A 26,988-nucleotide genomic window follows, 5' to 3' on the forward strand; every position below is an offset into this window, starting at 1 on the left:
GGCCTCCTTCAGTAGCGTGAACTGATTGAGCAATCTTTATCTAACCACGGAGGTGATGATCTGTGGGAAAGCCACCAACAAAGAGAGCAAGACGGCGTAACTGATGAGGAAAACAGATGCCCCTTTGAAAATTGACATCAGTGGTACTTCCGGCGACAATCCTTTCACCACAAATACCGTCACGCCTACCGGCGGCGTGATGGCCCCGGCGCTGGTAACAATGCAGAGTACCACCGCAAACCAGATGGGATCGTAACCCAAAGAAATTACCGTCGGGTAAAAAATGGGGATGGATATGATCAAAAACCCCAGGGCATCCATTAAGGCCCCACCGATGAGATACACCAGCAGGATCGCCACGAGAATCAGTACCGGCGGCACCTGCAGGGAACTGGCCCAGCTGGCTACCTCGTAGGGAAGCCGGGTGATGGCCAGAAAACGGCCGAAAACCATCGCTCCGATCACCAGCGTGATCACCATGGTTGACGATTTCAGGGTACCGAATAGCGCCGCTTTCAGGTTCTCCGCATTCAGCTTACGCATGGCGAGGGAAATCAGCATGGCGCCAAAAGCCCCGAAGGCCCCGGACTCCGTGGGGGTGAACCAGCCGAGAAAAAGCCCGCCAATCACAAAGGCAAACAGGAGAAGCGAAGGAACAAACCCGGGTAAAGAGGACAATTTCTCTTTCAGGCTCACCCGGGGCCCGTCCGGGCCAAGCTCGGGATTTCTCTGGCAAAGGAAGAATACCGTTCCCAGAAACAAGAGCGCCAGGAGCAGGCCGGGAATCACGCTGGCCACGAACAACTGCCGTACGGACTGTTCGGTTTGCAAAGCAATGACAATCAGCACCGTACTGGGAGGAATAATCACGCCCAGGGTTCCTCCGGCAGCCACCGTGGCTGCGCTGAAGGTCTGATCGTACCTGTACTTTTTCAGTTCAGGCAGAGCCATGGTCCCCATGGCGGCGGCAGTGGCCGAATTGGAACCGCAGATGGCCGCAAATCCGGTGCTGGCCAGGACAACGGTGGCCGCCATGCCGCCTTTTAACCGTCCCAGCCATTTGTAAGCGGCGTTAAAAAGGCTCTCGTTCACCCCGGTACGGAAAACAATTTCTCCCATCAGGATGTACAAAGGGATCACACTCATGGTATAGCTGGAGAATTGATTCCAAAGATCTGCGGTTAAAACGTTGAAGGCTGCCTTGGGTGACGCCACCACCAGCAACCCCAGGAATCCCACTATTAACATGGAGAAACTGATCGGCATCCGGAGAAACATCAATAAAAACAATACAACCAGACCGATGAGGGCCAGGGTGACAGGACTCACCTGGTGACACCCCCGTTAAACTCCTTGAGAAAATCAACGAATATGGCCAGGGTCAATCCCACAAAACCCAGCGAAACCAGGAATATCAGGGGGTAAAAGGGTATCCCCATGGTTTCCGACAGGTTGCCGTTTTTAGCCACATTCAGGCCGTAAACGGTGATCTGCCATGCAACCAGGGCAAAAAAGATCATGCTGATGAAAAGCATGAGACGCCTGATGGCCTTCTGCAAACCAGGAGAAAACCGCTCAACCAGGGCATCCAGCTCGACGTAGCCCCGGTTAACCTGGGTATAACCCAGCCCGAAAGCCCCAGTAACGGCCGCCAGCCAGCCGACAATTTCCGTGGTACCGGGAAACGGCGCATAAACCACGCGCAGGATGGCATTACCGACGACCACCAGCACCATCAACAGTAAACTGCCGCCGGCCAGCCAGGCGAGCCCTTGATTGAGCACGAGGCTCAGACTGTTTAAACGGTCAAGAGCCCCCACCTTACGGGGCAGGCCGGCTACCGCCCTTTTATGCATCACCTGTTTTTCCAGCAACCCCAAAACGTTCACCTCACCAAGCCCGCATGTAAATGCTCAGCGAACCCGATTGGATGCGGCCCAGCACTCACTCAAATATGACTTTGCTCCCGGTGTTTCAGGTTTAACTGACACATCCGGTTTTGGGAAGAGCCAGTATCCCGGTGAGTGCTGGGTCCTCGCTCACTCCAGTGCTTCGCGTAAGATGCGCGCCGCATCCACGTCATTACGGTTTTGCTGAATACGAATTACTGCTTGCTGTACTTCTCCTTCAATTCATAGAGCCTCTTCTTGTATTCCTCGGCAGGCAGGCCCTTTGCCTTCAATTCCTCAACGTATTTATCCTGGATGGGTTTGAGGATTTTGTCCCAGGCCGCCTTCTCCTCCGGGGAAAGGGTGATTATTTGCAGGCCGTGTTCCTTTTTACTCCATTCCAGGGCTTCCTTGACGTGGTTATCCATGTATTCGCCGGTCCAAATGGCCATCTCGAGGCTCAAGTCATCAATCACCTTTTGCACGTCAGGCGGCAGGGAGTTCCAGACATCTTTATTCATCACCGCCACAAAGCTGGTGATGGTCAGGGGGTAATCGGTCGTATACTTGAGTTTCTCCGCCAGTTTCAAATCCATCAGGACTTCCCGCGAACTCACCAGCCCCTCAATAATACCTGTTTGGAGAGCTTCCGGGACCTCCGACATGGGCATCCCCACAGGGGAAGCGCCCAATTCCTTTAAGACCGGGGTAAGGGCTCCGGATATTCTAATTTGTTTCCCTTTCAGGTCCTGCAGGTTGGTGACCGGCTTCGTGACCATCAGGTGGGCAGGCTCAGTAGCAAAAGCAGTGATAATCTTAAAATCTTTAAAGGCGTCGGGCGGAAACTCCTTAATCAGATCGAAGACCACCCGGCTGGCTACCCTGGAGTTGGGGAAACCGGAAGGCAAGTCTGAAATGGCCAGCAGCGGGAAACGGCCGGGTTCGTAGGTCGGGCAGGACAAACCGATGTCCGCCACACCATTCTTTACCCCGTCATACATGTTTTGGGCAGTCAGCAGGGTTCCCCCGGGGAACAACTCAACCTTGACCTTGTTATTGGTCCGCTTCTCCAGTTCTTCCTTCCACTTCTCCATTTGCCTGGCGGGGAAAGTATTGGCGGGAGCAAAGAAAGCATATTTCAAGACGATTGGCTTTGCGGCCCCGGATTCTTCTTGCTTTTTACCCTCTTTTGCAGCACCCCCGCTGCAGCCCGTAACCACCAGGCCAGCCAGCAATAAAACCGCAATAACGCCTAACAAACTCTTCCTCAAAGTCTAACCCTCCTCAGCTAAGCTCTTTTGTTGGCCTTTTGTGGGTACCTCCACGCCTTAATAACTAACCGTACTAACCGTAACCTCAATCACCCCTCGCGAAAATTAAAAACCAACACTCAAATAGATGAGTGTTGGTTCAATCAACCCAACCCACTCATCTCAGCTCACCTCAGCTCAACTCTATTCTATTAGCTTGTTAAACCTCAGGGCACCCTCCGGCACCCTGCCTGGCAAAATGCTATCACGCCAGGAAAGAACATGTCAAGAAAATTTTATTATTTGCGGAGCCAGGCGAATGAGCGCCAAGCGGCCCTATCTTGCCGGGTTTAATTCCCGCAGCCTGCTAATTTCCTCTTCCGTCAATTCACGGTACTCTCCGGGCTTCAATGGTTCATCCAGCATTAAGGGTCCCATGGCAATCCGCTTAAGATAGGTCACTTTCTTGCCTACAGCTTCAAACATGCGCTTTACCTGATGATACTTTCCTTCATAAATGGTGAGTTCAACCTCCGATTCCGGCCCGGAGCGAAGAATCTTTAACTTGCCGGGCATGGTACGGTAGCCGTCATTCAAGATTACCCCATGACGAAATGCTTCCACATCTGTTTCTGTAACCATCCCGCTTACCACGGCAAAATACGTTTTGGGCACATGTTTTTTGGGTGACAGGAGTTGATGGGCCAGTTTGCCGTCATTGGTAAGTAAAAGCAATCCCTCTGCATCTTTGTCCAACCGCCCTACAGGGAACAGATGTAATACACGATACTCAGGTGGGAGAAGGTCGACTACTACTTTTGCAAATCTATCTTCAGTGGCGGACAGGACACCTTGCGGCTTATTTAGCATTAAATAGATGTGCTGTCTATATTCTACGGGTTCGCCGTCCACCTCAATGTGATCACGGCCGGGCAAAACGTGTAATCCCGGGTCATTGGCCAGCTCTCCGTTGACCCTGACTCTTTTTTCTTTAACCAGCTTTTTAATCTCTTTACGCGTGCCAAACCCCATGTGTGCCAGCACTTTATCCAGGCGCTGCCGCACTTTTTCCGCCATTTTTCTCACCCCACCGCTATTCTTTACCTGCGCCCTATTCAGCCGGGCATACCATCCCGGCTATTACAGGGGTAATTATCATTGTTCAAGGCATGGTCAGCCTCTTGATGAGCATTGTCCCGTAGCTCCCCCGCGGCAGCTTAAAGAAAAGACGGATTTTTTGCCTGCCGGGGTAAAGGTCATCGGGTTCCGCCGGCTCCAAACGAAAATCGCATGGGAAAACGACGGCATTCCTGGGAGTCGATTTAAAAAAGGCCTGCCGCACCTTGCGGAGGTTGAAACTGCTGCGCTTGATACCTCTTTCCTCCAGGATGGCCGCAAATAGTTGTTCGGTGCGGGCATCGGGAAAATCCATGCGGCTGGCAGCCAGCGGCAGGAAAAGTGGCTTCAAATAGGTAAGCTCTTTTCTTTCCAGGCGCCGGTAAAAAAGATAGGGTCCGGCCACGCCGGAGACAGCCGCAAGATCAAGCCCGAGATCCTGCAAAATCCTTCTTAAAAGTTCGTTAAAGAGAAAACTCTGGTAGGCCGAAAAAAGAAGCGAAAGTTCTTCCCTGGGGATCATCTGCAAGGCCTCTATGTAGGCCCTTGGTTTCTCTGCGAGCAGGGAAAATATCCTATTTTCCATGGTGGTTTTGGCACGGGAAAGGCAGGTCGCCCAATCCCCCCAGTGTTCGCGGAAAAAGCGCTTTCGTTCCTTGGTCTCTTTTTTTTCTTCCGGGTAAATACCGGTAAGGTAGATCTGCAGGCTGCCGTTATAGTGCTTTTTCAGCAATCTCTCGGCCATGAAGCCCATCTGGCGGTCCATGCTGCCAAAACGCTGGTCATCATAGTAATTGGGGTAGCCAAAACCCCTGACCTCATCAACCCGGCGGGTGATGCGGGATACCTCTTCCGGGCTGAGGGCGCGGATGGTGATGGCAAACTCGTTTCCCTCCAGAAGATCGGGCCCCATGGGCCTGTCCATATAGCCAATGCTCTGGAAGAAAAAGTTTTTGTCCCCGGTGGTTAAATTAGCGGGATGCTTAACCGTGACGTACTGAAAGGTATGGGCGTGCCTGTCCTTTAATCCCCCGTAAGCAAAAAGGCGGTAGGGAAGGCCATGTGCCTTTGCAAGCTGGAGCAAAAGGTCGATTGTATTCCATCCCTTCTTTTCTAAAAGGTACAGCCGGTAGGGTCCTTTTTCCCGGAGAGGCAGCCGGGCCAATTCCCTCACCACGAAATCCCCGGGGATCACCTTTAATTTCATCGTCTTTACTCCTCGTATCATAGCAGTAGAACCACCGGACAACCCCAGATTCCAGTTTAGGAATAATATGGGTTGACCGGATGGTTGGGAACCGGTTCCCATATTACGGGTACCGAGGAATAGATTGTGATGATCATGGTCTTTTTTCAGCCGGCCCCGGAACGTGCTTCAGGCAGTTGTCCCAGCCGGGCCGGCTTTCTGTTGCCTTTTTACATCAAGCAGGGCCTGGACATGGATGCCTCCTTGCGGGACAATGGGACTGGCTCCCCCACAAAAAACTGGAAGGCCGGGCGTGTCCCGCACCATCCAGGTATTTTTAACCTTTCTAGCTGAAATCTTTTTTAATTCACCCGGCTGTCAATAAACAGGTACAGATCGTCAGCCAGGAAATAACAAAATGTCCATATCTTTAGACGGGTTTCCAGGTCGAAATAGGGTTCGGAAGCAATTCCTTTGCCCAGCTGTCTGGCAAAAGTGATACCACGAGGAAAGTATGGGCGCCAACTCCAGTTACGGTTGAGATATTCACCGGAAACGGTCCACCCGCCACACGGATTGCGGGTGAAGTTGGGCGTTTTTTGATAGCCATAACCGTCACATACATAGATACGAAAACAATATCCGGGCAGGCAATGCATTAACCTACCTATGTATTCATCGAGGTTTTGAGTAGTGCCAGAAAAGCAAAGGTTTTTCAGAAGCTTATCTAGTTCTTCGGCCTCCCGCCATCGTCTGTTACGCCACTGAATTTCATCACGCACATAACCTTCGACTTCTCGTTTCAAGATCTCCGCGAGGCCAGCAGTTTCGGCCAAACGAGGTGCCGGGGGAGCCAAAAATAAGCCCTGGTAGTAACGTGCGCCGATTTCCAGCCCTAACCGCAACAACTCTGCATCTTCAATTCCTTCAAGAATCAGGCTCACCCCCGATTTTTCTGCAAAATAACCCAGGGCTTCCAGCAAGTAACGGGCCGACTCTTCCTGCATGCTCTTCCTGACCAGCAGGGTATCCACCTTCAAAAAATCCGGACGAGTAGCAATAATTCTCTCCAGGTTGTTGAAACCGCGGCCAACGTCATCAACGGCAATCCGGCAACCGGCTTCGCGATACCTGGCAACCAGCATGGAAAGGCTTTCGATGTCTGCACAGAATTCTGTTTCGCTTATTTCCACCACAATCTGGCCAGCACTAATACCAAATTCTTCAAGATATTCCAGGGTGGGAAATTTTCGCTCCTGGCCCATGAAAGGGCAAAGCCACTGCGGCTGGATGTTTAAAAACAATCGTGTATTCCTGCCGCTCTGCTTAAAAAACTATGTTGAGCATTGCCAGAGGATTTCAGCCCAATTTTTATCCGAACTGGTTATTGAGAATTCGGGATATTTTTAGCCGGAAGCATCAACTGATCAATTTCCAGATCAACTCTGCTGAATTCCGGATCCCGGTGCACCAGCGTAGCAGCTTTTTTCCTTGCCAGGCCAGCAATAAAAGCATCAGCCACGCTTAACCCGCCCTTTGCTTTTATTTGTGCGGCCAACCAGAGCAACTCCTCGTCAGGCCAGACTTCTTCCAGTGGCAATTCCCTTAGCTGGAGAACCAGTTTTGTTGCCTCATCCAGATTCTCCCTGGACATGACCAGATAAGCAATCTCAAAAATACTCATGAACGAAATATAAACAATTGCCTTACCTGAGGAAGCTTGTACAAATACCTCTTCGATCAGGTCAGCTCCTGCTTCATCCTGGTAATAGGTCAACAGGGCACTGGTGTCCAGCACGTATTTTTTGATGTCACTCATTTACTTTCCGTTCCTTTTCCCGGTACTTCATCAGTAAACCGAGCAAATCCTTTCCCTTTCCAGCACCCCGGAAAAGTTTACCCGGTTCAGCTGGCAAAGGAATTATTTTTATCTCCCCGCCCTGGTCGATCCAGGCTATGCGCGTCCCTTCCCGGATATTATAGCGTTCCCTAATCCCGGCTGGAATAACGGTCTGGTAACGGTGACTGACAGTGGTTTTAATGATATTTCTTGTGCTCAAACAACACACCTCCCATTTCTTACAGTATACAAGACGTATATTCCTATTACAAGACAGAATGCATCCAAAACCTGAAAGTAAACCCACATCTTATGTTGTAGATCCAGGTTGGTTATTCCCCCAGCACTTTAATAATGACCCTTTTCCGCCGGCGGCCATCGAATTCAGCATAATAAACCTGCTGCCAGGGGCCCAGGTCAAGTCTTCCGCCGGTCACCGGGAGGATCACCTGGTGGTGGACCAGGATGCTCTTCAAATGGGCGTCGCCGTTGTCCTCCCCGGTGCGGTGGTGCAGGTAATCCGGACCAAAGGGGGCCAGCTTCTCCAGCATATTGTCTATGTCCTGGATAATCCCCTCCTCGGCATCATTGACATAGACCCCGGCGGTAATGTGCATGGCCGAGACCAGCACCAGCCCCTCCTTAATACCGGACTTTTTTACCGCCTCCTCCACCTGAGAGGTTATATTGATGTACTCCCTCCGGCGGGCAGTGTTGAACCAGAGGTACTCGGTGTAAGACTTCATTGTAACAGCTCCCTAAGGAAATTTTTTTGTTCCGCAAATTAAACGGGAAATTAAAGGTGGCATCCAATGTGGAAATGGGGACAAAGAACCAATGCCAGTGCTGGCGAGAAGTTTGGTAAGCATGACACACCTCCGATGAACAATCAATTTTTTTCCCGCAGATGCTCTTTCCTGATCAGAGGCCTGTTTTGTGTTCCACGCCCGTTACAAGGATTGTCACGCTTTACAATTTTAGGGCTGACAGGGTGCTGGCGTTAACCTTACGTCGGCATTCTTCCGGGTCTGGTCCTTTTCTTCCAGCCCAACTCTTTCTTCAGTTCCTCGTAAACATGAAATACAATTGGACAGACGGCATAATTATCAATTACCCTAATTAACCGGAAAACAAAACCCTTTTTGTGCAAGTGAGGATAACTCCTGCAATCACCGGGACGGTATGAATATTGCGTACACAGATTGTCCTTTAGAAACGGGCAGGGTTTCTGGTTGAAAACATAGTCGTTTTCAACTTTTTTCAAGTATTTCTCTATAAATTCGGAAACCGGAATACCCGTCCCTTGAGATAACCTCGTGATATCTTTATCGTGCAGAACTGGACTGCATTCCCGGCAACAGTTGGCGCACTGTTTGCAGTCAACCTGCGAGGAAATATCTTTATACAACCTGTGCACCAGGGAATCCACTTCTTCACCCGCAATCCTGGTCTTTAAAAAGGAACGGAATTCCCAGTTTTCATCTTCTTTCTGCGCGGCTATTAATTTAAGCTTTTCCGGCGCAATTTCAATAACCATAATTGGCTCACCTCAGCGGAAAGAATGCCTTTTAGAAAACTTAATCACAGCGAATAAACGTTCACAAATCGCCTGCACCATGGAACTTACTGGCTTCAATAAGCAGCAGGTCGTGTCGTTCCGCCGCCATCTCACGCAGCTCTTCAGTGAAACCATTCCGGGCAAACAGGGCGTAATACACATGCGGCGGCCGCTGAAAATGGGGCAGCACGGCTTTGGCCTTTTGCTGGAGTTCGGAGAGTACATTCGCCCCTACCGGTTTTGCCCACCACTTGCACTCGCCCACCATAATGGCCGCTTCATCCTCACTGATGGCCAGCAGGTCCAGTTCGTTCTGCCCGTCCCACCAGGAGCCCAGTCGGTGGGGATAAAAGGGAAGTTTCCCCCGCCGCCCTAAAAGGCGCAAATGCTGCCGGCAAACCTCTTCAAAGGCCGGGCCAACAAACTCCGGAAAATGGGGCTTGATCCTGGTTTCCAGCACCCTCTCCGCTTTTCCCTCCTCCAGGTCGCTGCGGTTGGGGTAAACGAAGCGAAACCAGAAGCGCAGAAATTGATCCTGTAACCGGTAAATACCCCGGCGGCTTTTCTGCGGCTGCTTTTCCGTCACCGGCACCAGACGCTGGATTAAACCCATGTCCCTTAATATGTCCAGGTAACGGGAAGCGGCGCTGCGGTCGCGCAGGCCTGCCGCCTGGGTGATTTCATTCAGGCGGGTTTTGCCGTGGGCAATGGCCCTGAGCACGGCAAAATAATTGGCCGGCTCCCGCAGTTCCTGCATGAGAAGAAAACGCGGTTCTTCATAGAGGAAGGTGCCCCGGCGCAGCACCCGGCGGGCAATGCCGGCAAAAAGATCATCTTCATCCATAAATTCCAGCAGGTATGCCGGCACTCCACCGAGCACGGCGTAGGCTTCCACCTGCCAGATAGGATCCCTCCCCGGGAAAAAGCCCGCCATATCGTGAAAGTGCAGGGGCTCAATCAGGTATTGCCCGGTGCGCCTGCCGTAGAGAGCGCTCTTATATCCCAGAACCTCCCTCTCCATCACTCCTACATAGGAACCGCACAAAATACACAATATCCCGGTATTCCTCAATTCCTCGTCCCAGACTTTCTGCAGAATGGAAGGTATGGCCGGATTGGTCTCCATAAGGTAGGGGAATTCATCCAGCACCACAATAAGCCGCTCCTGGCGGGCCAGCCCGCCCATAAAACGGAAGGCAGCTTCCCAGGAAGGAAAGGAAAAACCCGTTTCTGCCTGTCCGTAGGCCTGCTCCCACAGCCGCTGCGAAAAAGCGGCCAGCTGCTCCCGGTCGGGCGCCAGGTCGGCCACAAAAAAGACGTGTCTCTTCTCCCGGCAAAAAACCCTGAGCAGTTCCGTTTTCCCCACCCGCCGGCGGCCGTATAACACCAGCAGCCCGGCACGACAGCTTCCATAAGCTTCCTCCAGCCAGTGTAGTTCAGCTTTGCGGTTCACAAAAGTCACAGCAGCACCTCATTGCTAATATAACTTGATTATGATATGATTAGTCTAATCAAGATTATACTAAATAAAATAACCGGACTCAATCCCGGATGCAATTAGCAACAAATAAAATAAACAACCGGTAATCATCACCCGTCGCTCGAAGGAAAAGGCTATCAGTCACCGAAGCCATTTGCAAGGTTCGTTTACCCCGGAGGGGCACTCCCATTTACCTGCACTGTTTTACCTGCACCCGGGGAGGAATAAAAATGCTTCTCGAGAGCGAAAAAATTATCAGTGAAATTAAACGCCATGTCCAGGACCGGCCACAGGTGGCCGTGGCCTATTTGATGGGGTCTTATGCCGGGGGCACGGCCACCCCTCTGAGTGATGTGGATGTGGGCATCGGCCTTTACCCCTCCCTGTGCCCGAACACAGACGACGCCCTGGACCTGGCAGCGGCACTGGAATCCTCCCTGACGGAGGCGCTTTTTCCCGGTTATGACGCCGAACCCTGGGCGGAATGGCTCTTCACCCCGGTGGAAGTGGTGGTGCTGAACGCACCCCACACCCTTTCTTCCCTCCCCTGGATGCTGGCCGGCGCCCTGCCGGTCCACACCCCGGACCATTCCTTTAAAGTGGAACTGGAAAAGCTGGCTTTCCGGCGCGGCTGCCCTACGCCGGAGGAGGCCACCATTGCCGCCTGGCGGCTAAAGGCAACCTGGATCGTCCGCACCGCCCGGGGCCAGGTTTTTGCCTCCTATGAGGGCATTCTGCGCACCTGCCTGAACCTGGCCCACCGGGCGGTGGTCAGGCTGGGGCTACCCGTACCGGAAGAACGGCAACAGCTGCCCCTGGTACTGTACCGGGCCGGCATCATTACCCGGCGGGCGGCTTCCTTTATCACAGAAGCCATCAATATACTGTGCCACGACCGTGTAAACTTCCAGGCGTGGGAATACCTGCACCATCACCTCCACCTGCTGGCTGACTATGCCCTGCAGGTGGAAGACGCCCTGGAAAGGACCGTGAAGCAGTAGCAGCGACCGGCGAAATAGAGCCTTGCGGCGCCACCCAGAACCTGCAACCCGGTCTCTGCCCGTAACAGTGGGATCCTGCCCTAAGGGAACGGCTTGACATAGCTCGATGAAGGACATATGCTGGCTGTTGGTAAGCGCTGTCCAGGCTTTACAAGACATGGCAGAAAAAACATTGATTTTGTAGATGCCTACCTCGCCGCTCTGGCCAAACAACACGAAGAAAGTGTCTGTTCTTTTGATAGTGATTTCGAAAAGTTAAACGTAAATCTGGTCAAACCCCCGGGATATCCGCAGGAGAAATAACACCGAATAGCCTAGTCATATCTGACGAAATTCTGTGCGGCTATCAATTTAAGCTTTTCCAGCGCAATTTATTATGCGACGGAGGTTTTTGCAGGGAAATCATATTATTTCTCTGTCCATATAGGAAGATGTCTACCGATATAACCAATCAGAAAATGTTCATTTTCCTTATCGGGTGGGTAAAAATAGATGCGGAGGTTCACCTTTCCCTTAATTTTGCTGTGCCAGCTAAATACCCTTTTTTTACCATCCGGACATTTAAAGGTCCGAAGATGGCCATAATGTTTTAAGGTAATTTCTGATTCCTGCGAAGCTTCTATACCCATCTGGGTATAATTTGGCGCTTTGATTTCACCAGATCTAATTGACTTCATGTATTTGTTCATGCACTCAAGATGGCGGATGATATTTCGAAGTACCAAAGGAGAATAATTTGAGCTTTGCAATTGACTTTTAACTTCCTCACAAAAAGTAATTTCAGGAAAAAGAGCGTCACGACTATGCCATAAATTTTCCCATGAATTCAAGTTTTGCCGTAAAAAATTTCTCACGAAGGAATCTGCTTGATCAGGGTTGCACAGATTAATTATATCTGCTTCCTGCCGTTCGTCACCTTTCAGACAACAGAATACATTTATTATTTCGGAAGCAAATTGTGGCGCTCCTTTTAAGCTTGCTAGAATACCATCGAAGAAGAATGCCGCAGCTACAGAAGTCCAGGAAACATCCAGGATGTTTTCATTTTGTAGATAACATTTATGTTCATTAAACGACTGACCAAACAGATATTCAATATATGGTCCTTTAGTCGTTATTATCTGGAAATAATTTCGTACTGCCTGGTCAATATTTCGATCGTAGATATAATCACGTACAGAATATTGAGGTCCAATTTCCCTTTTCCACAGGATATTGGAAGTAGCAATTGGTTCGTTAGAAATTGTTTGTAAAATTTTTAATACCTTTAACATATCACTCATTAATTTTGCTCCCTGATATTTATTAGAAGCCTGTCCACAAAAAGATAGTTCGTTTAAAAATATATTCACCTAAATCAACTCCCCAAGATCCTTTTCTGCCTGGTCAAAAAATCCATCAGGCCATATATCTATTCTTCCGTCGGCATCTATTGCAGGACGGACGATATTATAATCCCGCTCAAAAAAGTTAATTGAAACGTACTTTTCATTAATGTAACCTTTTTTTACCGCTATCCTGACCCCATTCAACAGATGATCGCTGTGTGTTTCCAGGATTACCTGGACGCCCGCTGCCGCCAGTTTGCTTAAAAAAATACCCATCCGGGATTGTGCATGGGGATGTAAATGCGCTTCCGGATTTTCCACGATCAGCAGATTACCCTTTTCCGCCATGAGCCCTGCAACAATTATGGGCAAACAATATGAAATACCGAAGCCGATGCTTGTCGGTCTCAAATAATCTGTATTTCTTTCAGAATCGCGAAAGCTTACCTGCAAGATATCGGCTTGCGTAATCCGCGCAGGGTTGATCATTATCCCTCCCGGTAGCATATCTTTAAGCCATTCTTCCACCTGAAATAATAGCTCGATTGAACGATCTTCCGGTGAATGTTTTAATTGCGGCAACTTAATCTTTTTGTTTCCAAACTGATGCAGGCAATGAGCAGTATATTCCCCTCGAATTCCAACGTGCATGGCTTCCAGAGAATCTTCACTGACCGGATAAACCAACTGTGGTCCCATTCTTTCGGCTCCAAGATAAAAAAATCTGTCTGCAAAAAGTGTGTTCGAAGGGAGATCGGACGGGCTTTCCATTAATTTCATCGAAAGGGCATCAGGTTCTTCCCGGCAATAAGCTAATTTGCAGGTAAAAACACGACCGAGCAGATCAGAAAAAGCAATCGATATCTGGATGTTATCTTCTTCCGCCCATTGGCAAAAAAGATCCCTCGCAGTTCCCATATGAACAAGAGAACCGTTAAGCGGCAAGTCTGGTTTCGCAAAATTACTCGTCATTGCCGATTGCCTTAAAAATAATAAGGCTTGAATAACGGTCGATTTCCCGGTATTATTGGTTCCGCAGAGAATACTTAACGGTGCAAACTGGACAGTCTGATCAAGAAAACACTTAAACCGCTGTAGCCGGATATAAGCAATCAATTGATCCCCTCCCTGATAATCTTTTCAATAACTTCGAAGCGTTTATGCACTTTTTTAACTTCACCTGTACCCTGAGAGATAGAGTTGACAAATTCCGGGTCATTATTCATGTAATAAATAAATCTTTCCTTAATCTTTTCCTTATTTTTTACCAAAACATCCAGAGGATATTTTTGAAGGCAGACTGACCAGGCTTCGAACAACGCTTTATTAATCGGATTACGTGCACGTTGATCTCTACCTTTCGGCTTTCTGAAGGCATTTTTTCCGAAGACCGCTTCTGCCTTAATCATCGCGTCTTTAAAAGCTTTCGATATTTGCGCAAGTTCATTATCCGACATCTGGTTAATTTTAACCATTGTATCACCAAGAAAATAATCAAAGTCACGCTTTTGATATTCATAATAAGGAGTCAGATAAAAAGCAAAAAAACGAATGACGCACTCCCGGTCATCCATCCGAGCAGGCGATACAGAATTGCTCGTAGCTTTTCGAAATTCCAGAGAAGATGCCAGTTCTTTCAGTAATTCCGTTGATTTACCCCGGTACAAACAATGACGAATTTCCTGAGCATTAAGAAACACTCCGCCGGTATTGATTCTCCTGAAAATAGTAAACTTTGCCTCAGGAGGAGTCTCCGGTCTGATAATGTACAGAAAAAGAGGCGTTTCCTCAATCCTTCTTTGATAGCTCCGCGGCAACTGACTAAATTTCTTATCTTTTAGTTCTTCAAGAAATTCCAGTCCCTGGAGGGCAAATTTTTCCTCATTGACATAACGATGCAAAGTAGATAAACGCTGCAACCCGTCAATAATTAACCATTCATCATCGTTGGTAGCGTCCATATAAAAACTGGGTAAAGGAATCCGGATTAAGATTGATTCAATAAGCCTGCTTTGCCGGGTTTCATCCCAAACCAGGTTCCTTTGAAAATCAGGTTCGAGGTTAATTTCTTTGTTACTTATCTTCCGCAATACTTGAAATACAGTCATCTCCTGGCGAACCACATTAATCCGGCCCGGGTCATAAGGTTGTTTTATACTCTCCGAACCAATAATATCCTCTTTTTCAACACCGGTATCGTTTATTCTTTGCTCCATATTTTCATCACTCACTATCATAATTGACCTCCGGCACCTTTGCTTTTCTCCGACGATGCTCACTGTTTTCAGACCAGAATACAGGCAAACCGGTTTCTTTCGGTAAAGATCTTACCACATCTTTAAGAAACAGGAAAAGTATTTTCTGGCCGAATCCAAAGATGAAATTGAGCTTACCCTTTTTGAGCAGGTAAAAATCTGTTCAACCTGGAGGTAGATCTGGTGTTCTGGGGCACACCTATTTTCTAAGGAAAAGGGCCAAAGGGCCTGACCGAAAAGGGTTAATCCAAAGATCACTGCTCCCTCGGACCGGATCCAGATCCTGGTCGGGATGCTGATGGCCAAAGAGGAAATCCCGGTAGCCACAAAGTTTTCCCGTGGACACCGCCAACATCAAGCCCTTTAAATAAGCGCTCCGGGATACCAGAAACGCTTATTAAGCCCAAGAATTACCTGATAACCACCATATCCAAATCCAAACCCTGGCGCTGTATCTCAAGCTCCTTTGATTGTCGTATGGCAACCACCGGAATATCCAGGTGAAACGGGAAAGCTGAAGGTATTTGTAATAATTGTTGAAGCGGCATTATCGGGGTTGGTTCTGAACGCAACAGGGCTTCCAAAAACCATAATTGAACATCTTCACTGGTGGTTTCCTTCTTTGCGGCAGGGACATAAATACCCTTCGTAGACGTGTCCTCGAGAACACCCCAGTCCACCATTGAACGAACTACCCGCTGGCAGGCCCGTCGCACTGTTGCCCTCTCCCCCCAGCACTCCGCTAAACGACGGGAAATTTGTTGCAAAGAAACTTCATTCTGAAGCGTCAATAGACGGCCGATTATCGTCGCTATGTCCCGGAAAAATGGATAGGCCAACAGCATCATACCCCAGTGCAGCCAGAGGCGCGTCGCGGGGTCGCTTTCGAGTAAAATTTTTAGGGCCCTGCCTTGTAATAATTGGTGCTCATCTGGTACCCTTGCCCATATACGAGTTAATACTGTAACAGTTTTCCTTCGAGCCTCCTTATTTTTGTATTCCGTACTTAAAAGCTCGTTAAGGTATTTGCGTACTTCATCTGCGTTTCCTTCCGTTCCCGCTTTCCAGGCCGTAGCATCCAGCCACTCTAGTTTAATACGTCTGTCGAAACCTATATTTGAATTCATCATCAATGCTCCTCCCAAATTCTCACAAAGGGGACGATAACTTCTTCCAAAGATATTCCGCCATGGCTTATTACTTCTTCCCTCTCGGAAACAAAAGCGGACCGTCCCCTGGCCAGCAACACGTAACAGTCCGCAGGCAAACCAAACCCCGGCCAGGGTAAAGCGTTTTCAACTTTCTCCTGCACCTGCCGTCGAAAAGCTTCGTTATCATAAATCCTGGCCCGCTCGCCTCGGGTCTCAGCCAGGATTCCATCCGGCAAACGTCCTTCCCCCGTGGCCGCAATATTGCCATGATCCGAAGTCAGGAAAACGTCAAATTCGTTTGTAAGCAGATACTCTACGAGCTCCATCAGGTAGCCCTGTTCCGCCCATAATCGGACTTGCTGGTGCATACCGGCGGTACCCAACTCCATGCCATGCATAATCCTGTCTACCTTGTCAATAACCAGCCCGATAATCTCCAGCTGCGGGCTCAAAGCTTCCTCAATTTCGTTCACCGGCTCGCTGCCTGAAGCCTTGCGGTAAAAAATGCTGCCCCTCTTAACCCCGCAATCCTCCCAAAATTTGCGCCAGTGCCGTTCCTCCTTTTGGGTTGTGGTTAGGGAATCTTTAAAATAAAGGGGTGGCTCCGCCGCGAAAAGCGCCTGCCGCGAGATGGAGGTCAAAGTCGGCACCCAGGCAAAAACCTGGCTTTCCTCAAACCTCCACTTCCGCCGCTTTTCCGCCAGAACACGACGCATAATCAGCCACTGGTCCAGCGCTAAACCGTCCATTACCACCAGTGCAGTCTTCCTCGCTCCCCCTCTGGATCGCCGGTAAGCCAGATAGCGTGGTATGTGATGCAACACCACCGGCCTGGATGTATAAGGAAGGTTAACTAACGAACCGTAGCGCCTTATCATCCAGCTTGCAAATCTTTCTTCAATCGTTTCATGCAGTTCTTCGATTTTCGCTTTGCCACCAGTCTTCACGTCCCCGGTTAGTTCGTCGTTGAGAACAAGCATTTCTGCCCACAACACGGCCAATCGTTGCCAATCCCTGTAGGTGGCCGTCTCTTCCGGAAGGTCCTTCTTGATTTTTTCTAACAGCCCCTCGAGTCTCTTCCTATCTTCACTCCGTTTATCGAAAAGAACACCTGCTTTCGCCCACTCAGGTAAGGCTTCAGGCCCTGCAACCGGGACAGGTTGTAAATGTCCTTCCAAGAAAAGATCGTCTATGTAGACCCGTATATCGTAATGGTCAAAGGGAACTTCCTCAAAGATACCTCCTCCTGCCAGGCTCTTAAGAAATTGATTCCACTTCGTCTGAAGAAAAGCAAAAAAGGCTTCCCTGCTTGAGACAATATCTTCCAGAGGCCAGCTTTGAAAAATGGTCTTCTTCCTTAGAGATTTAACAAGAAATTCATCCAGCATCGGGGGTACGCTAACCATGTTGCAGTGGCGCGACAGCAGCATTTTTAACAGTTCCACCGGCGAATTTATGAGTTCGGGTACTATTCCAAAAACATGCTTTAAAATAAATTCCTTGGTTGTTCTTTCGCCCAACTCACCGCCATAGTATTCTGAATAAGCCCTATAAAGCCTGTCAAGGTAAAATCTTTCAAGAGACGCAACTACAGGATAGCTGAGCTTGGGGAAAATATCAGCCAGAGTGAAGGAAAGCTTGCGCCCTGCTTTCCATATATCGTAAGGCAGGCGGCGTAATTCCTGCTCATTGCCTCGTACCACCACTATTAATTCAGCCGCCTCACCTTGATCCCACCTGCAGCGGTACTTAGATTCGTAGGCATAACGAAAGGCAACGGGATCGCCAAAAGATATTAGCTCAAATCCCATTTCCCCAAGGGCCGTAAGAATATCTTCTTCAAGCAGCAAACCATCGGGATCCGCCGCTAAAGTGAGACGCGATATATTCGGCTGAAAATGTTGAAGGATGATATCGCGCCAGTTCATGGTCATTCTCCTTCTACATATACAATCGTAACTGCACTTAATTCGGGCAAGACTCTTTCTCTTTCCTGTAAGCGCAGCGTCCAATCTCTTTCCTCGCATTCCAGTTCTGCCAGGCGGTGCTGCCTTACAGCAGGCAGCCCTATCCTCATAATGGCTTCCCGGCGGGCGCGGAACGCGTACAAACCTTTTTCCCGTTCCTTCTGGAGAAGCTCTTGATATTTGCTCTTCAGTTCAAGGTAATGATTTTGTCCGTAGTTTACGGCCAGCTCCTCAAGCTCTGCAAAGATTTCCCGGGATTTTTCCCCTTGAATGGTGCCATCCATCCCGATGGAAGTTTGCTCCGAGAGCAGCATATCCCATATCCTCCTGGCGGTAGGCAGCAGTACTCTACCGTCTTTATGCTGGAACAGGGGCAGAATCCGAATATTGCGCATGCTCCCGGCAAGAAGAGATATTCGCCATAAAGACCAGTAACCGCAGATTTCGTGGGATAAACCTTTAAGCCTGATCCTGGGGATGGGCTGACCGGCCACCACCCGCGGCAGTCTATTTACCAGCCCTCGTACCCTTGGCTCTTCTAAGCTTAAATAAGACATATGATAATTCTCTGCTTCCTGACGGGAGAAAACCACGTTATTCATAACAGAGCCGTCAGGCCATGTCAGGTCGTAACCCACCAGTTTACGCTTTACTGTACCGCCTTCACCCTGCAAGAAATTAATAACCATACGTTCAACCCAGTATGGTAATGGGTGCTCTGAGATTTTCTCCGCAAGCCCTGCATCGATCTGTTCTTCCTGTCCCAGGAGTTGCGTGGCCGCAGTTATCTCTAGCACACGTTCCCGAAGAGAAGCTCCCAGCCGCTCAATGTGTGCTTGAACCTCTTCCGGGTTCAGGATGGCCTCTTTATACAAATTCTCAAATTCCGCCGCAACTTCAGCGGAATCAAGAACATCACCCATCTTATCTACTCCGAATTCTGCTAAAATAGTGGCCAATTTTTCTTCAAGGACTTCCTGGACCCGGAACTCAACGGTATTCTGGAGAATAAAATTCAGCGCCCTCACCGGGTATTTTTGACCGATACGGTCTACCCGGCCAATGCGCTGTTCCAGGCGCATCGGGTTCCACGGCAAATCGTAGTTAATAACTACGTGACAAAACTGCAGGTTTAAGCCCTCACCACCGGCATCGGTAGAAATAAGCACCCGGGCAGGGCCGGCAAACTCCTGCTGGACTCTACGCCGTTCCTCCAGCCCCATCGACCCGTTCAGGGATACCACACTGAAACCTCTTTGTTCCAGGAACTCCTTGAGCATTTCCTGGGTCGGAATAAACTCGGTAAAAATAAGAAACTTAAGCTCCGGATTATTCTCCTCGGCCTGCAGGCGATACAGCCATTCCAATAACTCCTCCGCCCGGGCATCAGGCTGCAGGGCCTCGCACTGCCGCGCCAGACTGAGCAACCGGTTAACTTCTTCGCGTTCATTGGCAAAGGCCAGCAGGCGCTTTTTAAGAATTTGCTCAAGCTGCTCCTGTCCATCGAGGTCCCACCAGTCTTCCCCCGGCTCCATTTCTTCGTTATTAAGAAACTGAAGGGGCACTTCCTGTTCAATTATTTCCAATCTCCGTTCCAGCGCCGTCCGGATTGCCCTGGTACTGCTGGCCACCAGGCGCTGCATGAGAACCATCAAAAAGCCGATGTAGTTCCGTTTTTCTTTTAAAGCCTGGTTGTACCCATGGCGCACATACTCTGTGACTGCCTCGTAAAGTTCCCGCTGTTTTTGGTGCCGGGCCTGCCAGCCAACCGGGATAAGCAGAGTTATACGCGGTTTAAAAAGCGGGTTGCCACGGGCGTCAACGGCCTTTCGTTTTTCGGTACGGATGACATAGGGAGCCACCCGTTCCCGCTTCACCGAATCAATGTTGGGAAAGGCCTCCTTATCCAGGAGGGCAACAAGCCGGTAAAAAGCTTCGGTTTTCCCCTGGTGGGGCGTAGCGGTAAGAAGGAGGAGATACGGAGCCGCTTCAGCCAGGCCTTCACCAAGGCGATAGCGGGCAACAGTATCTGTGCTGCCGGCAATTCTATGGGCTTCATCCACTATTATTAGATCCCATCCTGCAGAGATAAGGTTTTCAAAGCGCTCACGGTTATAGCGGCTTACCTGTTCGCTGGTCCAGCCCCGCCGCGATTGAACAGGTTTAACGGCATCCATGGGAACCACGACCTGGTCAAACCGCCGCCAGACATTGGCGTCTCCCTCGAGGTATGACAGAGCCGTAACCTCCGCGGGCATTATGAGGTGAAACCTTTCGCGGAAGCGGGTCTCCATTTCCTGCACCCACTGGGTAACCAATCCCCTGGGCGCCACCACCAGCGTCCTTCTCACCAGGCCCCTGAGCTTTAGTTCCCGCATGATGAGCCCGGCCTCGATGGTCTTGCCGAGCCCCACCTCGTCAGCCAGGAGAAAACGGACCCTGTTACCGGAAATCGCCCGGGAAAGGGCGTAGATCTGGTGGGGAAGGAGAGTTACACTCCCCTCCAGCGGTGCCAGCAGCACATCGGGCTGCGCCAGGCTTTCCGCGCTCCTTGCTGCGGAAACTGTATAGATCAATCTTTCCCGGCTGTACCCCTCAGACCGGGTTATGGGCGATAATTCATTCCCCGAAAGGCGGACGATAGAATCCCTGCCCGGTACCCAGACGCGGTAGACCGTCTGATCCCATAAATTGACGGCTTCGATTATTCGCACCGGTTCACGATATTCCCGGCTCCAGGCCCAGTCGCCCGGACGCCACAACACATCATGCCGCAAAGTTTACACCTCACCGGCCACAAGTTTTATCCTCCAGCCGCGTCAGGAACTTGTCATTAAAATGAGGCTGATTGAAAGCTAAGTTAGGTAGCTTCTCCGTAAGTAAACTATTTTATAGAAACGAATTTCCTGGGATAATGGTACATTGCTTTAATTTAAAGAAGTAGATTTAAAGACAGCCTAATAACTTTTCTACGAATTCTATTACGTACCCCCGATTTAATCTATCATGGCAATACTGATTGGTGTAATTTCGCAGGCAGCCATAGCAGCTGGTATCAGCTCGTTTGCCACCACATTCACATTTGGATACTATCTCTAACGTCCGGCGCAAAACATCCATGAAACTTTCTTTTTCTGCAATCCTCTTAACATGACCTGCCCCGCCGGGTACATCATCAAACAGCACCAGGGCAGGACTGTGGGGATTGCCCGCATAAGGGTATAAAGTGCCATCAACATCCTGTCGTTCGATCTCCAATGCGTTGCAAGCCCCCTCCAGCAACCCATATAACAAAGAATCCCAGAAGCCTGTGCGTCTGTCATCGTAATCTGGTAACCACAGCATTAGAATATCGGTTTTAAATTCGTAACCCAATGAATAGCGATCAGCTCGGCCTTTACAGTCTTTTCCCCAAGGTGTTTTATGAGAAGGCAAAGGTTTCCCTGTATTAACCTCAGCATAACCACAGAATTGACAGATCTTAAAACCTCTCTTCCCGGCGCTGTTTATTACTGCCAGCTTGCCTTCGCCAGCCTGTATCTTGAGATTAAAAGCACCCAGGTTCAAAGTGATTTCCTCTTCCATCCTTCCTTCCTGAGCAAAGTACTTCCGGGTGGTGTAAGTTTTTTGAGGTTTTGACATGGTAGGTGCCATAGGCTTGTCGGCGATAAAACCAAATTCAGGGGTAATAAATATCCCACGCTGGTTACCTATTTTCTCGCCACAAATACATGTATCCATAACCGACTGTTTATCCGCTATGTCACTTTGGTAGTAACCACAATGATCACAAATGGCATACATATATTTTACAGGTTCCCGGTCCGGGAGCTTTTTCAGGTACCTGCTGGTCCATAACTTGCCCCCTGCAATTACCTGACTCCCCGGTGCGTATTCGGACAACGCTACCTTGAGATCCCTGTCGAGTTCCAAACCTCTGGCTTCCTCACCATGGTGATAGATCTGCAATTCCACCACATCTACAGGAAAACCATACTTGGGAATCACATTATGCTGAGACAAAAAGTTGAGAATATAGCGCTTTTCCAGGGTATTGATAGTCTTTTGAACAGCAAGGGCTTTTTCATATCTCCCTGCATCCCTGTATTCCCTTTCGACGGCTTTTAATTCCCGCAGATCTGCCATCAGTTGCGCCTCTGCCTTGCTAAGCACTCCATCCCGCTCATGTAAAAGCTCCTCGACCCAGCTCCAATCGTCAACACCAAGCCTTTCCCACATTTTTTCGGGAATAATCCGCTTCAGGCTGGCTTTCAATTCCACGGGTCGTTTTCGTAAAAAATCCTTTAAAACCCAGGTAGCTGATTTTTCGGACTCCTTAAAGAAGGCATTGACCTGGCCAAAATACTCCGGCCATCGTTTCCAAAACATCGCCAAAGCAACTGCATACATGTGCCGCTTTATAATTTTTTCGTTGCTGATCTCGATATGCGGGGAACGAATTTCTCCCTTAATAATCCGCAGCGGGTCAGTATAGTAGGCAAAGTCATGGGAACGGCGCTGGCAAAAGGTGAGAGCAAAGGCTGTTGAGCTAGTCCTCCTGCCAGCCCGCCCGGCCCGCTGAATGTAATTGTCCGCCGTCGGTGGTACATTGCGCATAAAAACGGTTTCCAGTTCCCCCACATCAACACCCAGCTCAAAGGTAGTAGAACAGCTCAAAACATTAACCTGTCCATCATAGAACTCTTTCTGAACTCTACTAGCCCTTTCAGTAGTAAGCTGGGCAGTGTGTTCGCTGGCTTGCATTACTAAAGGCAAGGTATCAAGGTACAATTTGCGATAATGATTGTTTGCCAGTTCTTTTGCAGGGTTACATGCAACTAGCCTGCCATCGCACCTGTAGGTGGGGCAGACACCCCGAAGATTATGCACCGTTAGGCCATGGCATTTGCTGCAACGATACCAGGTCACAGAATCGTCAATCACTGCCGGGAGTATCCTCCAGTATTCCGGTTTCAGGCAATACACATCACCGTACTTTTTTGATTCATGATGGCTGGAAAAGTGAGTTTTCCACGGAGCTCTTTCACCTGCAAGCAACTTGCTCCAGATCTTGGCCAGTAGCTCTTCAACCTCTGGGCGTCTAATTCCGTTACCTATAACATCTGCCAATCGCAACAAATAATCCAGCCGGGAATTGCTACGGCCTTTAGCAGCAGGGTTCCAGCTGTAAATCCGTCCTGGAACCGACATGTTTTCTTTAAAATAATACTCTTTATTTCGGGGTGCAAAGAAGGAATCTCTAGGATCAACACAATCGGGGAAACGAACAGCACCGTTTCTCCGCACACTGTCCAATAAAACCATGATGAGAGTGGTTGCTTCGTCGGCAGTAAAGTTCCAGGGTTCTCTACAAAAAGCTTTAGGCGGGCTCCAGTTTGGCGGCGGTACCGGCATAAATCCCAGCAATCCTTGCCCCTCCAGCCCTAAGGTGCGGTCTCCGGCCATAAATTCATGCAGCACCCATTTCCAGGCTTCCGTTTCTAATTGCTGGTAACTCATTTTAGGAAATAGCTGTAGATCGCCAAGCATCTTCTTGACAAAGTCAGCTAAATCGTTAACCATCCACTGATTGGCCAGGACTTTGTCCTTGTATTTCTCCAGAGTCATAATTATCAACCGGCGCTGCAAAATCTGATTGTAAGAGGCTTGCAGGTAGCTGGCAAAATAAGCGGCGTCCTGGCGGCTGTCAGAAAAAATCAGCAGGCGACGGTTGCTTTTGTAATCGTCGGTGCCACCGGTAGTTTCCCAATCATCTTCAGCAACAATATCGGTTTTCAATTCCCCAGTCTGCTCAGGTATTTGCTGGTAGAGAGCAGTAGCCAGAACGCTGGTCACAGCCTCAGCTCCCACCACAAATCGCCTTACCACAGAACCCAGGGCATTGATACTTCCGCAGGCCGGACACCTATGGACATTTCCGTTTTTACTTGGTACTTTAATTACCGTGAAGATACATTCTTTTCCACAATCGCAAGGGGGTTCAATATTGGCAGCAGATTTCACAGACCTGCATTTTCCACACAAAAGATAGACTTCCTCCGCCGGTATTTCTTCTCCACCACCACCAACTATTTCATCTTCGTTTTCTTCGGAAACAGGCTCTTTATCCTCAAGAAGTAAAAAATATACCAGGTTGTTACTATCGTCGTAAAAGCGATTACCTGGCTGCTTGAGAAAGTCATGCTGGCCAACCTTATCCAATTCTCCCACCAGATACAGCGAATTGCACCGACGGCAGGTAGCAGCTTCAAAGACAGGATAACGGCTGCCGTTACTTTCCTCAATCCACTCCCGTCTTTCCATATACAGTCGCTTTTCGGGCAACAACGAAACATATCCACCTTCAACCGCCCGAATAAACAAATGGTACCTGGCCGGCAAAAGGGGTTGCCCGTCATTATCCAGTTTGGCTTTATTTGCCAGGTATACAAGGGCCACTAAATGACTTTGTCTGTCTTTATCACCCGGGAATAATTCGCTGGCCGCATCAGCGATAGAACACGGCTTTTTTTCCAGCATCTGTTGCAAAGTAATTACCCGGCTGTCACCGGAAAGGACCAGGTAGATAAATCTGGTCCATTCCCCACTACAGTTCTTCTGTGCTGCTTTCAAGATTTCCTCAGGGACTCCTGAACTAAGACCTTCACGCATCAAAGTGGGTATTTTATCCGGGTCTTTCCCATCAACGATCTCAACCCATCGCTGGTAAAGTTCACTGTCCGGACTGCCCCAGCTCCTTTCGGCAATAATCAGCTGTTTCTTATAACCAATTACTACATCCTGACGTGCAGGGTCACTGGCAATCCATTCAAACTTCTCGCCAAATAATCTTTCTCCAAAGACGGCCAACTGCTTAAAATCTTTTTCACTTCCTCCCAACGTAGCACTGGTACCTATGCATTGCAGGGCTCCTGGTTTGCTTTCCACAACTCTATCTTTCAGCCGCCTCAAGAGCATGGCCATTTCGATTCCTTTAGCTCCTGAATATGTATGAACTTCATCAATAACGATAAAGCGCCAATCCCGGGCATATTCACTATCAAAAAATACATGGTCTTCGGGGCGCAGTAATAAGAATTCCAGCATGGCATAATTGGTAAGCAGAATATGTGGGGGTGACTCCTTCATCCTCTCCCTGGAAAGCAATTCGTTGGACAGTAAAACTTCTTTCGGGTTCATTTGTTTGAAACGTTCAACCGCCCGATTCTCGTTCTGTTCCGTCTCTCCCGTGTAGCTTCCAAAGGTAATGTCAGGGTAATTCTTTAGCAGTTTGCGCAGCCTTTTTAACTGATCGTTGGCCAGGGCGTTCATAGGGTACAGCAACAATGCTCGTACTCCCGGTCCGAGCCGGCCTTGTTCCTTCTGCCGGAACAAATGGTTGAGGATAGGGATCAAAAATGTTTCAGTCTTTCCGCTGCCGGTACCGGTAGCTACAATAATATTTCTTTTGTCTTCCACCAGCTTTCGGATAGCAATTTCCTGATGCAAATATAAATTCCGATCCAAGGGTAATTCCGGTGTGCTCAACTTCCTGAACTCGGGAGACAGCACTCCCTGTTCTATCAGGAAATTCACTGAATTACCACTCTCAAAAGGCGGAGTAGCTTCCAAAATAGGCCCCCTGGCAAATTTTTCTGGCTTTCTCAATTCGTCAGCCAACTGCTTATGTAACCCCATATCATTGAAGGCAAAAGTTGTTTCCAGGTAATCCAGGTACCGGTTTACAATTGCATCAGTCGCTTTCAGCGGATCTAAACCCATCTTTCCCCCTCCTTACCACAACATGTATATAATCGGGGAAAATTACCTCATTTTTGCATTCTCTGTGTGCATTCTCCCAAAATAACGCCCGGCATCTTATGCAATACATTACTCCATCTCTATCTTTATCCTGCAGAAAGGGCAACCTGTTAGAATCTTCAAATTCCAAATAAAAACTTACGGGATTATAATCCAGCGCGATGGGCTTACCCTCCTGATCAGCAGTACAAACTATCCCCTGGAACCGTTCCTCGCCCTCAAATTCGGGGGAGATATGAATATCCTGGATCCAGTATTCTCTTCCTGCCGAAATCTTTTTACCCTCACACTCAAAAGCCTCTATGGTAAGCCCCATTTCTAATACATCCTGCAATCTTTCGTCCCTGGAACCAATCATAACATCTATGAAATTCTCGCTATCAGGCTCTGGCAACAGGGTTTCATCTTCACCCCATGGATCATCAACAGCAAACTGCAGTCTGTACCGACCTGCTGGCAATCGGCCCTTGGATTCAACAATTTCCACCCTGGAAACCCCATCGGGAATAAAATGTTCAATCATGCTTATTCCAGGCATATCTAGCGGCCAGAAACGAACAACCCTGTTGAAAGCTCTGCCCAGATCCTCCCATTCCAGAACAATTGTTCGTACATCATCCTGAAGCCTCTGTTCTATTTTAATCCCCGCTACCTGCCAGCGAGTCCTCACCCGAACAAGGGTAAATGGAGGAAGGCGATTATCCTCAAAAACAAGTAACAAAGTCTGAATAGCTTGGTTGCTCTCCCGGAGGGCATCACTGAATTGCCGTAGGTCAAAGACAACAAGCTCCTGCTTAATCGGGCGGGAAATAACTTGTCTGTGGTCTTCCAAAGCCAATGTAACCAACCCTGAAATAAAAGGTGGCAATCGCAGCTGAACTTCCCCCAGGTCTTCATGCCATATTTCTTCTACTTCGGACTTCCAAGTGTCAGTTTCACCTTTCCGCCAGCGAACATTTGGAATATCTACGCAAACTTCAAGTCTAAAGTTTTGCCCTTCCTGTACATAATAACATATTTCCCCACAAAGCTGTTGTTGTCGGGTATCAAATGTTGATTGTCAATAGAATTGACCCACTTTGTGCAAATAAAATTGACCCACTGGAGAACAAAAATAACCAGCATTGATCCCCCTGATGAGACGAA

The 26,988-nt window shown here is 49.0% G+C and carries 21 protein-coding genes; 2 read left to right on the forward strand and 19 right to left on the reverse strand.

All coding sequences use genetic code 11. The features are described from left to right. Nucleotides 1-36: 36 nt before the first annotated feature. The 11 genes from J2Z49_RS09190 to J2Z49_RS09240 all read right to left on the reverse strand — a co-directional run bounded on the left by J2Z49_RS09190 (nucleotide 37) and on the right by J2Z49_RS09240 (nucleotide 10,301). Nucleotides 37-1,329 carry a TRAP transporter large permease gene (locus J2Z49_RS09190; RefSeq protein ID WP_307402341.1) on the reverse strand — a complete coding sequence of 431 codons (1,293 nt, stop codon included), beginning with the start codon at nucleotides 1,327-1,329 and terminating at the stop codon, nucleotides 37-39. Then, complete coding sequence (locus J2Z49_RS09195) at nucleotides 1,326-1,874, reverse strand: TRAP transporter small permease (RefSeq protein WP_307402343.1); 549 nt, start codon at nucleotides 1,872-1,874, stop codon at nucleotides 1,326-1,328. The genes J2Z49_RS09190 and J2Z49_RS09195 overlap by 4 nt, the downstream gene beginning before the upstream one ends. Nucleotides 1,875-2,104: 230 nt before the next feature. Then, on the reverse strand, nucleotides 2,105-3,160 hold the full coding sequence (locus J2Z49_RS09200) for a TRAP transporter substrate-binding protein (RefSeq protein ID WP_307402345.1): 1,056 nt from the start codon (nucleotides 3,158-3,160) through the stop codon (nucleotides 2,105-2,107). A gap of 315 nt (nucleotides 3,161-3,475) precedes the next feature. Continuing rightward, nucleotides 3,476-4,216: a pseudouridine synthase gene (locus J2Z49_RS09205; protein ID WP_307402346.1), complete on the reverse strand. Its 741-nt coding sequence runs from the start codon at nucleotides 4,214-4,216 to the stop codon at nucleotides 3,476-3,478. Nucleotides 4,217-4,301: 85 nt separating this feature from the next. Then, nucleotides 4,302-5,462: a tRNA pseudouridine(13) synthase TruD gene (truD, locus tag J2Z49_RS09210; protein WP_307402347.1), complete on the reverse strand. Its 1,161-nt coding sequence runs from the start codon at nucleotides 5,460-5,462 to the stop codon at nucleotides 4,302-4,304. Nucleotides 5,463-5,803: 341 nt separating this feature from the next. Further along, nucleotides 5,804-6,745 (reverse strand): EAL domain-containing protein, encoded by a 942-nt coding sequence (locus tag J2Z49_RS09215; protein ID WP_307402349.1) that lies wholly within the window; start codon nucleotides 6,743-6,745, stop codon nucleotides 5,804-5,806. Nucleotides 6,746-6,825: 80 nt separating this feature from the next. Next, the gene (locus tag J2Z49_RS09220; RefSeq protein ID WP_307402350.1) at nucleotides 6,826-7,260 is read right to left on the reverse strand and encodes a type II toxin-antitoxin system VapC family toxin; all 435 of its coding nucleotides are present in this window, start codon (nucleotides 7,258-7,260) and stop codon (nucleotides 6,826-6,828) included. After that, entirely contained in the window at nucleotides 7,253-7,501 is a 249-nt protein-coding gene (locus J2Z49_RS09225) for an AbrB/MazE/SpoVT family DNA-binding domain-containing protein (RefSeq protein WP_013823890.1), read from the reverse strand. Before J2Z49_RS09225 ends, J2Z49_RS09220 begins: the two co-directional genes overlap by 8 nt. Nucleotides 7,502-7,613: 112 nt before the next feature. Further along, entirely contained in the window at nucleotides 7,614-8,027 is a 414-nt protein-coding gene (locus J2Z49_RS09230) for a secondary thiamine-phosphate synthase enzyme YjbQ (protein WP_072866926.1), read from the reverse strand. A 260-nt stretch (nucleotides 8,028-8,287) separates the two neighbouring features. Beyond that, nucleotides 8,288-8,818 (reverse strand): YkgJ family cysteine cluster protein, encoded by a 531-nt coding sequence (locus tag J2Z49_RS09235; RefSeq protein ID WP_307402354.1) that lies wholly within the window; start codon nucleotides 8,816-8,818, stop codon nucleotides 8,288-8,290. Nucleotides 8,819-8,879: 61 nt separating this feature from the next. Next, nucleotides 8,880-10,301: an ATP-binding protein gene (locus J2Z49_RS09240; RefSeq protein WP_307402355.1), complete on the reverse strand. Its 1,422-nt coding sequence runs from the start codon at nucleotides 10,299-10,301 to the stop codon at nucleotides 8,880-8,882. A 248-nt stretch (nucleotides 10,302-10,549) separates the two neighbouring features. On the opposite strand from J2Z49_RS09240, the gene J2Z49_RS09245 reads away from it, so the two are divergent. Both J2Z49_RS09245 and J2Z49_RS09250 read left to right on the forward strand, forming a co-directional pair. After that, nucleotides 10,550-11,320 carry a nucleotidyltransferase domain-containing protein gene (locus J2Z49_RS09245; protein ID WP_307402357.1) on the forward strand — a complete coding sequence of 257 codons (771 nt, stop codon included), beginning with the start codon at nucleotides 10,550-10,552 and terminating at the stop codon, nucleotides 11,318-11,320. Between the two features lie 117 nt (nucleotides 11,321-11,437). Then, nucleotides 11,438-11,623, forward strand: coding sequence for a PIN domain-containing protein (locus J2Z49_RS09250; protein WP_307402359.1), 186 nt, complete (start codon nucleotides 11,438-11,440; stop codon nucleotides 11,621-11,623). A gap of 104 nt (nucleotides 11,624-11,727) precedes the next feature. On the opposite strand, the gene J2Z49_RS09255 is transcribed toward J2Z49_RS09250, so the two are convergent. The 8 genes from J2Z49_RS09255 to J2Z49_RS09290 all read right to left on the reverse strand — a co-directional run bounded on the left by J2Z49_RS09255 (nucleotide 11,728) and on the right by J2Z49_RS09290 (nucleotide 26,680). Then, complete coding sequence (locus J2Z49_RS09255) at nucleotides 11,728-12,672, reverse strand: hypothetical protein (RefSeq protein ID WP_307402361.1); 945 nt, start codon at nucleotides 12,670-12,672, stop codon at nucleotides 11,728-11,730. Then, nucleotides 12,673-13,764, reverse strand: a complete 1,092-nt coding sequence (locus tag J2Z49_RS09260; RefSeq protein WP_307402364.1) for an AAA family ATPase — start codon at nucleotides 13,762-13,764, stop codon at nucleotides 12,673-12,675. Next, complete coding sequence (locus J2Z49_RS09265; protein WP_307402366.1) at nucleotides 13,761-14,864, reverse strand: DUF262 domain-containing protein; 1,104 nt, start codon at nucleotides 14,862-14,864, stop codon at nucleotides 13,761-13,763. Before J2Z49_RS09265 ends, J2Z49_RS09260 begins: the two co-directional genes overlap by 4 nt. A gap of 449 nt (nucleotides 14,865-15,313) precedes the next feature. After that, the gene (locus J2Z49_RS09270; RefSeq protein WP_307402368.1) at nucleotides 15,314-16,033 is read right to left on the reverse strand and encodes a hypothetical protein; all 720 of its coding nucleotides are present in this window, start codon (nucleotides 16,031-16,033) and stop codon (nucleotides 15,314-15,316) included. Continuing rightward, entirely contained in the window at nucleotides 16,033-17,982 is a 1,950-nt protein-coding gene (gene pglZ / locus J2Z49_RS09275; RefSeq protein ID WP_307402370.1) for a BREX-3 system phosphatase PglZ, read from the reverse strand. The genes J2Z49_RS09270 and pglZ overlap by 1 nt, the downstream gene beginning before the upstream one ends. Nucleotides 17,983-17,984: 2 nt before the next feature. Then, nucleotides 17,985-20,786 (reverse strand): DEAD/DEAH box helicase, encoded by a 2,802-nt coding sequence (locus tag J2Z49_RS09280; protein ID WP_307402373.1) that lies wholly within the window; start codon nucleotides 20,784-20,786, stop codon nucleotides 17,985-17,987. A gap of 181 nt (nucleotides 20,787-20,967) precedes the next feature. Further along, complete coding sequence (locus J2Z49_RS09285; protein WP_307402375.1) at nucleotides 20,968-25,803, reverse strand: DEAD/DEAH box helicase; 4,836 nt, start codon at nucleotides 25,801-25,803, stop codon at nucleotides 20,968-20,970. Further along, nucleotides 25,775-26,680 carry a hypothetical protein gene (locus J2Z49_RS09290; protein WP_307402377.1) on the reverse strand — a complete coding sequence of 302 codons (906 nt, stop codon included), beginning with the start codon at nucleotides 26,678-26,680 and terminating at the stop codon, nucleotides 25,775-25,777. The genes J2Z49_RS09285 and J2Z49_RS09290 overlap by 29 nt, the downstream gene beginning before the upstream one ends. Between the last annotated feature and the right edge of the window lie 308 nt (nucleotides 26,681-26,988).

The organism is Desulfofundulus luciae (genome assembly GCF_030813795.1).
GTDB classification, from domain to species: domain Bacteria; phylum Bacillota; class Desulfotomaculia; order Desulfotomaculales; family Desulfovirgulaceae; genus Desulfofundulus; species Desulfofundulus luciae.